Annotated in this window: 8 protein-coding genes; 5 read left to right on the top strand and 3 right to left on the bottom strand. The window is 65.1% G+C overall.

The features are described from left to right. The 5 genes from ftsY to DBR12_RS10570 all read left to right on the top strand — a co-directional run. Positions 1-969 (top strand): signal recognition particle-docking protein FtsY (ftsY, locus tag DBR12_RS10550; protein ID WP_369861477.1); only part of this gene is annotated, 969 nt, incomplete at its 5' end. 135 nt (positions 970-1104) lie between these two features. Continuing rightward, a complete protein-coding gene (locus tag DBR12_RS10555) occupies positions 1105-3762 on the top strand; it encodes an EAL domain-containing protein (RefSeq protein ID WP_108617202.1) in 2658 nt (885 codons plus the stop codon). Positions 3763-4251: 489 nt separating this feature from the next. Continuing rightward, positions 4252-5193, top strand: coding sequence for an RNA polymerase sigma factor RpoH (rpoH, locus tag DBR12_RS10560; protein ID WP_108617203.1), 942 nt, complete (start codon positions 4252-4254; stop codon positions 5191-5193). Between the two features lie 116 nt (positions 5194-5309). Further along, positions 5310-6347 (top strand): tripartite tricarboxylate transporter substrate binding protein, encoded by a 1038-nt coding sequence (locus tag DBR12_RS10565; RefSeq protein ID WP_108617204.1) that lies wholly within the window; start codon positions 5310-5312, stop codon positions 6345-6347. Between the two features lie 138 nt (positions 6348-6485). After that, entirely contained in the window at positions 6486-7190 is a 705-nt protein-coding gene (locus DBR12_RS10570) for a Crp/Fnr family transcriptional regulator (protein WP_108617205.1), read from the top strand. Between the two features lie 3 nt (positions 7191-7193). On the opposite strand, the gene DBR12_RS10575 is transcribed toward DBR12_RS10570, so the two are convergent. From DBR12_RS10575 to DBR12_RS10585, 3 genes are all read right to left on the bottom strand, one after another. Next, on the bottom strand, positions 7194-8897 hold the full coding sequence (locus DBR12_RS10575) for a putative bifunctional diguanylate cyclase/phosphodiesterase (RefSeq protein WP_369861478.1): 1704 nt from the start codon (positions 8895-8897) through the stop codon (positions 7194-7196). Between the two features lie 95 nt (positions 8898-8992). After that, entirely contained in the window at positions 8993-9664 is a 672-nt protein-coding gene (locus tag DBR12_RS10580; protein ID WP_108617207.1) for a PAS domain-containing protein, read from the bottom strand. Positions 9665-9907: 243 nt separating this feature from the next. Further along, positions 9908-10522 (bottom strand): SCO family protein, encoded by a 615-nt coding sequence (locus tag DBR12_RS10585; RefSeq protein ID WP_199226671.1) that lies wholly within the window; start codon positions 10520-10522, stop codon positions 9908-9910. Positions 10523-10525: the final 3 nt, after the last annotated feature.

Consider the following 10525-nt stretch of genomic DNA (forward strand, 5'->3'; position numbering starts at 1 on the left):
GTAGCACCGCCTCCCGCCCCGGTGCCCGCACCCGCTGCCCCCGTGCCCGCACCGGCCCCCGTGGCGGCCGAGCGCAAGGGCTGGCTCGACCGCCTCAAGGCCGGGCTGCGCAAGACCGGCAGCAGCATTGCCACCGTGTTCACCGGCACGCAGATCGACGATGCGCTGTATGAAGAGCTGGAAGAGGCCCTGCTCATGGCCGACACCGGTGTCAAGGCCACGGCCCACCTGCTGGCCGACCTCAAGCGCCGCGTGAAGGAAGCCAAGGCCACCGACCCCGCCGCCGTCAAGGGCCTGCTGGCCGATGCGCTGGCCGACCTGCTGCGCCCGCTCGAAAAAGGCCTGGTGATTGGCGAGCACACCCCCACCGTGATCATGGTGGCGGGCGTGAACGGCGCGGGCAAGACCACATCGATTGGCAAGCTCACCAAACACCTGGCAGACGAAGGCGCTGCCGTGCTGCTGGCCGCCGCCGACACGTTCCGCGCCGCTGCGCGCGAGCAGCTGGGCGTGTGGGCCGACCGCAACACGGTCGAGATCGTGAGCCAGGAAGGTGGCGACCCCGCCGCCGTGAGTTTTGACGCCGTGACCGCAGGCAAGGCACGTGGCAAGGACGTGGTGCTGGTGGACACCGCCGGGCGCCTGCCCACGCAGCTGCACCTGATGGAAGAGCTGAAAAAGATCCGCCGCGTGGTGACCAAGGCGGACGCCACTGCCCCGCACGAGGTGCTGCTGGTGATCGATGGCAACACCGGCCAGAACGCGCTGGCCCAGGTGCGCGCATTCGACGATGCGTTGCAGCTCACCGGCCTTGTCGTGACCAAACTCGACGGCACCGCCAAGGGCGGCGTGCTGGCCGCGATTGCGCAGGAGCGCCCCATCCCGGTGTACTTCATCGGCGTGGGCGAAAAACTCGAAGACCTGGAAACCTTCAACGCCCGCGAGTTCGCGCAGGCCCTGCTGGCCTGACACAGCGCCCGGAACCGGCAGCCCTGCACGGCAGCCTGGCCCACCCCTCCATGGCCCCTGCGGGGGCCATTTTCAGTTTACGAATCGCAACAATTCCCCCATGATGGGTCCTCCCCCGAAAAAGCACGGAGGCCCATGTTCATCGAGCTGGTCAAAGGCGTTGCCTTGCTGTTAGCGCTGTGTTTTCTGCACGGCTTCAACATCCGCCTGTGGCGCCACCGCCCGTTGGTGGGCCAGGCTTTTTCGGGGCTGATCTTTGGCGGCATCTGCGTGGTGGGCATGCTCACCCCCGTAGTGCTCATGCCCGGCGTGATTTTTGACGCACGCTCGGTCGTGCTCAGCATGGCGGGGCTGTTTGGCGGGCCCCTGGTGGCCTGCATCGCTGCAGCCATGGCTGCCACGGGGCGCCTGTGGCTGGGCGGCACCGGCGCCGAGGTGGGCCTGATGGTGATTGCGCTTTGCACCGTGATGGGCCTGCTCTACCGCGAAGCACGCGCACGCGCCAAGGTGGGGGTGCGGCCGGTGCCGCTGGCCGTGTTCGGGCTGCTGCTGCACCTGGCGGTGATAGCGGTGTTCCAGCTGCTACCGCCCGAGGTGGTACAGCGCGTCAACCATACCCTGGCACTGCCTTTCTTGCTCACCTTCCCCCCCGCCACCGTGGCACTGGGCCTGCTGCTGCACGATGTGGAAGAGCGCATGGCCACGGAACACGCACTGGTCGGCACGGCCGCACGCCTGAACGCCATCGCCCATGCCATCCCCGATGTGCTGCTGGTGCTGGACGCCCAGGGACGCTATGTGGAAGTGATCTCTCCCGACGACTCGACGCTGTCCGCAAGCGCACCTGAGCTCATCGGCAAGCGCTTGCATGAAGTGCTGCCCGCCCAGCAGGCCGACCGCTTCATGGCGCTGATTCGGGAGACACTTGCCTCTGGCCAGACTCATACCATCGAGTACGAGATGCTGACGCTGTCCGGGCGGCGCCAGTTCGAGGGGCGCACCCAGCCCCTGGGGGTGCAAGTGGGCGGCCAGGCCGCCGTGGTATTTCTGGCCCGCGACATCACCAAGCGCAATCAGGTGGAGAGCGCGTTGCGCGAGTCGGAGCTGCGCTTTCGCTCGCTGCTGCGCAACATCCCATCCATCTCCGTGCAAGGCTACCTGGAGGACGGTACCACCAGCTATTGGAATATGGCGTCCGAACACCTCTACGGCTATACCGCTGAAGAGGCATTGGGCGCCAACCTGCTCGACCTCATCATTCCGCCCCCCATGCGCGAGGCCGTGCGCAGCAACGTGCAGCACATGTTCAAGACGGGCGAGGTCATCCCGGCATGCGAGTTGCAGCTGCAGCGCAAGGATGGCTCGCCGGTGGATGTGTTCTCCAGCCACGCCTACATCCAGGTGCCCGGCCACCCGCCCGAGATGTTCTGCATCGACATTGATATCTCAGGCCGAAAGGCCGCCGAAGACGAGGCGCGCTACCTGGCGTTCTACGACGCCCTCACCCAACTGCCCAACCGCCGCCTGCTGGTGGACCGGCTGCAACAGGTGCTGGTCAACGGCGCGCGCTCGGGCCTGACCACGGCCGTGCTGTTTGTGGACCTGGACAACTTCAAGACTCTGAACGACACCCGGGGCCACGAAGTGGGCGATCTGCTGCTCAAGGAAGTGGCACAACGCCTGCGCGGCTGCGTGCGCGAGCAAGACACCGTGGCTCGCCTGGGCGGCGACGAATTTGTGGTGGTGCTGCAAAACCTGAGCAGCGACGCCACCGAAGCCGCAGCCCAGACGCGCACTCTGGGCGAGCTGATCCTGGCCCAGCTGCGCCAGCCTTACGAACTGGCTGGGCATGAGCACCATTTTTCAGCCAGCATCGGTGCCACGCTGCTGCGCCACCACCGTGACTCGGTGGACGAAGTGCTCAAGCAGGCCGACATGGCCATGTACCGCGCCAAGGACGCGGGGCGCAACACCCTGCGCTTCTTCGACCCCGACATGCAGCAGGCCGTGAACCGCCGCGCGCTGCTGGAGACCGAACTGCACAATGGCCTGCGGCAGGCGCAGTTTCTGCTGCTCTACCAGCCGCAGGTGGACAGCCAGGGCCACATCACCGGCGCCGAGGCCCTGGTGCGCTGGCGCCATCCCGTGCACGGCATGGTGTCGCCCGCCGAGTTCATCCCGCTGGCCGAGGAATCGGGACTGATCCTGCCCCTGGGCCACTGGGTCATGGAAACCGCCCTGCGCCAGCAGGCTCGCTGGCGGCAAGAGCCGGGCTTTGCCCGCCTCAGCCTCGCCATCAACGTGAGTGCCCGCCAGTTTCTGCAAGAAGATTTTGTGGCCCAGGTTCTGGCGCTGCTGCAAAGCACCGGGGCCGACCCCGCGCAGATCAAGCTGGAGCTGACCGAAAGCCTGCTGCTGGACAACGTAGACAGCGTCATCGCCACCATGCAGGCCCTCAAAACCCACGGCCTGGGCTTTTCGCTGGACGACTTTGGCACCGGCTACTCTTCGCTCAGCTACCTCAAGCGCCTGCCGCTCGACCAGATCAAGATCGACCAGGGCTTTGTGCGCGACGTGCTGCTGGACCCCAGCGACGCCGCCATTGCGCGCTCCATCATCGGGCTGGCGGGCAGCCTGGGCCTGGATGTGATCGCCGAGGGCGTGGAAACCACCGAGCACCACCAGTTTCTGCTATCGCACGGCTGCCAGACCTTCCAGGGCTACCTGTTCGGCCGCCCACTGGCGCTGGAAGACTTCGAGCGGCAGGTGCGGCAGGTGCGGCAGGCCGCTTAATGTGAACCAACTTTCATGGTCCAAAGCGGCTCTGCCACCGAAGCCGTGAAACTAAGAGCCGCCAACAAAACCGTTTCCGGCGTCGTTGCCTCGACCTGTCGTACTACGCGTACTACACGTATTGGCCACGACGCAGCGCCTAGGCAGAACCGCATCGCTGAGTTTTTGTTCGCTACTGACAGATTGGCGGGTGTTGCGTTTCGCTTTTGAATCCGCCCCTTGTAGATAGCATTTGTGCGGGCCGTTGAAGATCCGCTCGGGCACCGCGTGATCGAGTGCGCTCATGTGCGGGAGACGGAGCAGAGAGTAGGCACACGCCCATGATAACTACCAAAAGCATAGCAACAAATCCTTTACAGACAGGCGGAAAGCCTCATTTTCATGGAAACTACAGCCCCTAGAATCACACACAACCCAAAGGGAACTCCTGGCTTAGCACTCAATCAGAGAGAGTGCTAATATCTTGGCTTAGAGGAAAGGATTCCTGGAATGAACATTCAATCTGGAACCGCGACGATGCCCCTGGCTCCCGCCAACCCTTGGGCGTTGGTGCCTGCGCTGGGCAACCTGGACGCCTACATTTCGGCCGTCAATCGCCTGCCCCTGCTCACGCACGAAGAAGAGCAGACCTATGCACGCCAGCTCAAGGACAACAACGATGTGGACGCCGCTGGTCGGCTGGTGATGTCGCACCTGCGCCTGGTGGTCTCGATTTCGCGCCAGTATCTGGGCTATGGCCTGCCCCACGGCGACCTGATTCAGGAAGGCAATGTGGGCCTGATGAAGGCCGTCAAACGCTTTGACCCGGACCAGGGTGTGCGTCTGGTGAGCTATGCCATGCACTGGATCAAGGCCGAGATTCACGAGTACATCCTGAAAAACTGGCGCATGGTGAAGGTGGCAACCACCAAGGCACAGCGCAAACTGTTCTTCAATCTGCGCTCGATGAAGCAGGGCTTCAAGGCCGATGCTGCAGCAGCAGACGCGGCCACGCACCGCGACACGCTTTCGGACCACGAAATCGACTCGGTGGCGGCGCAGCTGAACGTGAAGCGCGAGGAAGTGATCGAGATGGAAACCCGCATGTCGGGCGGTGATGTGCTGCTGGACCCTGCCCCGTCGGACGATGGCGAACAGGCGTTTGGCCCCATTGCCTACCTGGCCGACGGATCGCATGAGCCCACGGCCATGATTGAGTCGCGCCAGCGTGATGCGCTGGCCACCGATGGCATTGCCACGGCCCTGGCCAGCCTGGACGACCGCAGCCGCCGCATCGTGGAAGAGCGCTGGCTCAAGGTCAACGACGACGGCACGGGCGGCATGACGCTGCACGAGCTGGCGGCTGTGTATGGCGTGAGCGCCGAGCGCATCCGCCAGATCGAAGTGGCGGCGATGAAGAAGATGAAAAAGGCGCTGGCCGAGTACGCCTGAGCCTGTGGGCAGCGGGGTTAATATCCCCGGCTGCAGAAGTTGCCTCACGGGGCCCCAGTTCTGGGGCCCCGTGTCGTTTTGGCCCCTGAATATTCTTGTTGAGGAGACCCCTTCCCATGTTGTCGTCACGCCCTGTTGTGTCCCGCCGTGCCTCTACCGTACTGATTGCGCTGGCAGCCGCCTCTCCCTGGGCCCTGGCCCAGAATGCTGCCAAGTCTGGCGCCACCGCTGCGGCCGCGCCCCTGGCATGGCCTACCAAGCCGCTCAAGATCATCGTGGGCTTTCCCGCCGGGTCTTCGCCCGACCTCACAGCGCGCACATTCACGGAGCCGCTGTCAAAGGCCCTGGGCCAGCCGGTGATTGTGGAAAACAAGGTGGGAGCAGGCGGCAACATTGCGGCCGATGCCGTGGCCAAGGCGCGCGACGACCACACCATCGGCCTGATGATCAATGGCAACATGACCATTGCCAAGATGCTGAATCCGGCCGTGCCTTACGACCCGCTCAAAGATCTTGCACCGCTGAGCCTCATCGGCACATCGCCCCTGATCCTGACGGCGCCCGTGAGCCTGCCCGGGGTGCCCGCCAACAGCAGCGCCCGCGATTTCTTTGTGGCGGCCCGCAATGGTGGCGACAAGTGGAGCTATGGCACGCCGGGCGTGGGCACGGTGGGCCACATTGGCACCGAGCTGCTCAAGTCGCGCAGCAACATCAACCCGGTGCATGTGCCCTACCCGGGCTACCCGCAGGTGGCCACCGCCATGCTGGGCGGGCAGTTACAGATGGCCCTGCTGCCCCCCGCACTGGCGCAGGCCCAGGTGCGTGCGGGCAAGCTGCGCGCGATTGGTGTGACGTCTTCCGGGCGCAGCCCGCTGGCGCCTGATGTGCCCAGCCTGGCCGAAGCAGGTATCAGCAACTTCAATCTGGAAATCTGGAACGCGTTTGCAGCGCCTTCGACCCTGCCCAAGCCCATCCAGGCCAAGCTGGCGGCGCTGATCAGCGATATTGCCCGCAGCGAAGAGGTGCGTGGCAAGCTGTTCCAGCAGGGCTGGCAGACGGTCGGCTCGTCGCCCGAAGGGCTGGCCAACCGCGTCAAGGCAGACACCAATCTGCTGGGCGGGGTGATTGCCATGCGCGGCATCAAGGCGGAGTAAATCACGCGGGCCTGTGGCACACATTTTGTTGCAGTGCGTCTAAAACCCGGGTAAGGTCCCAGCACCTGCCCGGGTTTTTTCATTCCGGGCGTCCTGACTGCCTCCATCCCCCGGAAGATTGCCCGTTGCCACCGCTCCATGAAATCTGAATCCCTCGCCCGCAACGGCGGGTGCACGCTGTGCGTTGGCCGGCCGGACTGCCTTCTGGGTCGGCAAGACGAAGAACGCCGCAGTCGGTGGGCCCCCTTGGTGGTGGAGCGGACCATGCGCAAGGGTGAACTGCTTTTGCAGCAAGGCGAACAACCCCACACCTTCCAGATTGTCAAAACCGGCACTGTCATGCTGCTTTGCAGCGGCGACGACCGGGTGGAGCGGCCTGTCGGGTTGTTCGGCTTCGGGCAGCCACTGGGCACCACAGGGCTGGTCCAGCAGGCCGCCGCCGTGTCCTGCCGCGCGTTGACGACGGGGCGGCTGTGCGAGGTACCCATTGCGGCTGCCAGCGAGCAAGGCCTGCTTGACGAGGTGTTCATGCGGGGACTGGCGCAAAGCTATGCACAAACCAATGCCCGGCTGGCCGAGTGGGCCCGCATTGTGCGGATTCGTGGCGTGGCGGGCCAGTTGGCCGCCGCCCTGCTGCAGCTGGCCCGCATACAGCGCAGCAGCTTGGTGCGCCTGCCCAGCCACTTGGTGCTGGCTGACCTGCTTTCGACCACGCGAGAGACCATTGCCCGTGCACTGCGCCAGTTGGCGCTGCAGCAGGGTCTGGTGCGACACGACCGCTGGCACTGCGAGATCCAGCGCGAAGTCCTTCTGGGCCTGGCCGGCGGACAGCGGTCGGCCTGATCTTCAGACTGGGACGGTGGACACACCCAGCAGCGCAGGCCCCTGCCCCGCCGGCACGCCCTGAGGTGCCTGCGATGCCTGGAGCAACTGCGCCACATGGCCGGGAGCCACCGCGCGCGAGAACAACCAGCCCTGGTACGCGTTGCAGCCAAAGTCCGCCAGCAGGCGCAGTTGGTCGGCAGATTCCACCCCTTCGGCCACCACCCTCAGGCCCAGTGTCTGCGCCAGAACAACAATGGCTTGGACCAAGGTGGCGTCAGCGCTGGTGCGCAGCATGGGGCGTACGAATTCACGGTCGATCTTGATCCGGGAGATGGGCAACTGCTTCAGATACGCCAGCGAGGAATGGCCAGTGCCAAAATCATCGAGCGCAATGCAGACACCCAGCGCCTGCAGGCTGCACAGCACGCGCCGGGCCTGTTCGGGGTCGGCCATGGCCTCGGACTCGGTCACTTCGATCTCCAGCAGATCGGGCCGGGCGCCGCGCAGGGCCAGGCTGCGCTCGATATGCTCCACCAGGTCGGTCTGCCGCAGTTGCTGCGCAGACAGGTTGACCGCCACCCGCAGCGGCATGCCGGCATCGGTCCACAGGGCGATCTGGTGGCAGGCGGTGTCGATCACCCAGGCCCCGAGCGCCAGAATCAGGCCAGTGGCCTCAGCCACGGGCACGAAGCGGTCCGGGGGGACTTCGCCCAACTGGGGGTCGGTCCAGCGCAGCAGGGCCTCGACGCCTTGCATGTGGCCAGTGGCCACGTCCACCTGCGGCTGGTAGTGCAGGGCCAGCCCCCCATAGGCCAGCGCCATCTTGAGGCGCTCGTGCAGCTGCAGCTTCTCCGCCATGCGGATACCCATGGGCGGCGCATAGCAGGCGAAATGTGCACGACCCGACTCCTTGGCGTGATACATGGCCATGTCGGCGTAGCGCATGAGAGTGGCCGCGTCCTGCGCGTCGCCAGGGTAGAGCGCGATCCCCAGGCTGGCCCCGAGATCCAGCTCGAAGCCATGCATCTGGTAGGGTCGGCACAGCGCATCCAGCAGCTTGGCGGCGGCCTGCTCGGCATCCCGCGCATGGGCGATCTGCGGCAACAGCACCGTGAACTCGTCTCCACCCAGCCGGGCCAGCGCGTCGCCTGCGCGCAGCACGCTCTTGAGCCTGCGCGCCACCTCCAGCAGCACCTGGTCGCCAGCGGCATGGCCATAGCCGTCGTTTACCGCCTTGAAGTCGTCCAGGTCCAGCAGCAGCAGTGCAAAGGACTGGCCCGAGCGCGCCGACTCGGCAATCGCCTGCTCGAGCCGCTGGCCAAACTGCCAGCGATTGATCAGGCCTGTCAACGTGTCATGGGTGGCTTGGTAGTGCATGCGGGCCTCCAGCCGCCGCACCTCCGAGATGTCGCGCACAAAGGCCACGGCCGTACCGCCACGTTCGTCCGTGTGCCCCAACGCAATGTCCACGGGCAGGGAGCTGCCGTCCTTGCGCATGATCCACAGGTCCCGTCCCATCCCCATGGGCCGGCGCGAGGGGCCATGGAAGTAGCCCGCCAGGTGCCGAGCATGCGCCTCGCGCAGGTCTGGTGGAAGGAAAATACTCACCGACTGGCCGCACAGCTCGTCGGCCGAATAGCCTGAAATGGTCTGCATCGCCGCATTGGCCATCACGATGCCACCGGCCCGGTCCACCAGCAGGATGCCGTCCGGCGCTGCGTTCATGGCCGCCAGGATCAGGGAGCCGTCCTCAGCGCCAGGTGGCTGCCGGTCGAAAGCAGATGCTGCCTCGCAAAAGTGGGGCCCGAGGCCGGCGGACCTCATCGTTCCTGACCCTGAGGCTGGAACGCGGGCACGGCCTCGTCCAGGTGCAGCGCATACTGGGTGAGCGAGCCGCCGAACTCTGCACTGCGGGGCAACAGCGTGACGTTTTGCTGCGCCATCTGCTCCAGCGGGGCCACCGCGCTGTTGACCTTCCCCACGCCCAGGGCATGCTCGCGGCTGGCCTGCTGGATGTCCTGCCCCAGCTCAACCAAGCCATGCACACCCACCACACAACCACAGTGCACGTTGAGGTGGCGGGCCCCCGCGTTGATGCGCTGGTAGAGCGTTTCATGGGCGTGCTTCTCTTCGTTGGAGGCCTCGGTACGCACTGTGAGAACACCAACCACTGTTGCATCCGGCCCGATGGGGCTGGCGCTGGAACGCACCCAGCAGTGCTCACCATCCTTGCGCCCGTTCTGGACCAGCGACGACCACGGCAGCCCACCACGGATCGTGGTCCACATGCCTTCGAACGTCGCCCGGGACATGTCGGGGTGCCGCACCACACCGTGGGCATTGCCATCCAACTCCTCGCGCCCAAAGCCGCTGACCCTGACGAAGGTATCGTTGACGTACACGATGCACCCCTTGAGGTCGGAGGTGGAGAGCAGGGTATCGCCTTCGGACAACGGGTAGTCGCGCGGGGTTACATGCCGGTTCAAGCGCATGGAGGCCTGGTTCCTTCTTCACAGAGTGGGCGGATCGGGGCGCGAGTCCGGCTTGCAGCCGCATTCAGCGCATACGAACGCCACCTGCCCGGCGCGCCGGGGCAAATGGCTGGAGCCACTCTAGGGAATCAAGCCAGAATCTGCATCAAGGAAGCCCCGGCCCACACAGGCAACTTCATGAGAATGTGACGCGCATCGCACTCTTGCCCCGCATGTGAGGCAAATCCGCGACAGGCGCAACTGTCAGCCCGCTTCGGCGAGCAGGGTCTTGACGTCGGCCGCCAGGGCCTGGGCGCCACTGCCATAGCGGTTGTAGACCCGCAGGCGTCCGGCGGGGTCGTACACGTAGCTGCCCGCCGAGTGGTCCATGGTGTAGCTTGTGGGCGTCTTGCCATCGACCTTCTTGTAGTAGATCTTGAAGTCCTTGGCCACGGCCGCGAGCTGCTCGGGTGAGCCACGCAGCGCCAGAAAGCTCGGGTCGAAGTTGGCCATGTAGGCCTTGAGCACCTCGGGGGTATCGCGGTCGGGGTCCACAGTTACAAAGATGCCTTGCAAGCGGTCGCCGTCCTTGCCCAGGATCTGCTTGACCTCGGCCAGCTCCTGCATGGAGGTGGGGCACACGTCGGGACACTGCGTGAAGCCGAAGAACACCACCACGACCTTGCCCGCAAAGTCCTTGAGGTGGCGCGACTGGCCGTTGTGATCGGTCAGCGGGAGGTCGCGGGCGTAGTCGGCCCCGGTGATGTCCACGCCGCGAAATTCGGCCTTTTTCTTGTCGGAACAAGCACTAAAAAGGCCCACTGCGCCTATGGATAAAGCGCCAACAGCTATCGTTTTGAGAGCATTGCGTTTGAGCATGTT

Source organism: Acidovorax sp. HMWF029, assembly GCF_003060895.1.
Lineage (GTDB): Bacteria > Pseudomonadota > Gammaproteobacteria > Burkholderiales > Burkholderiaceae_C > Acidovorax.

Coding starts and splice junctions, on each gene's coding strand:
- DBR12_RS10555 (WP_108617202.1), top strand. CDS start 1,105: ATGTTCATCGAGCTGGTCAAAGGCGTTGCCTTGCTGTTAGCGCTGTGT.
- rpoH (WP_108617203.1), top strand. CDS start 4,252: ATGAACATTCAATCTGGAACCGCGACGATGCCCCTGGCTCCCGCCAAC.
- DBR12_RS10565 (WP_108617204.1), top strand. CDS start 5,310: ATGTTGTCGTCACGCCCTGTTGTGTCCCGCCGTGCCTCTACCGTACTG.
- DBR12_RS10570 (WP_108617205.1), top strand. CDS start 6,486: ATGAAATCTGAATCCCTCGCCCGCAACGGCGGGTGCACGCTGTGCGTT.
- DBR12_RS10575 (WP_369861478.1), bottom strand. CDS start 8,897: ATGAACGCAGCGCCGGACGGCATCCTGCTGGTGGACCGGGCCGGTGGC.
- DBR12_RS10580 (WP_108617207.1), bottom strand. CDS start 9,664: ATGCGCTTGAACCGGCATGTAACCCCGCGCGACTACCCGTTGTCCGAA.
- DBR12_RS10585 (WP_199226671.1), bottom strand. CDS start 10,522: ATGCTCAAACGCAATGCTCTCAAAACGATAGCTGTTGGCGCTTTATCC.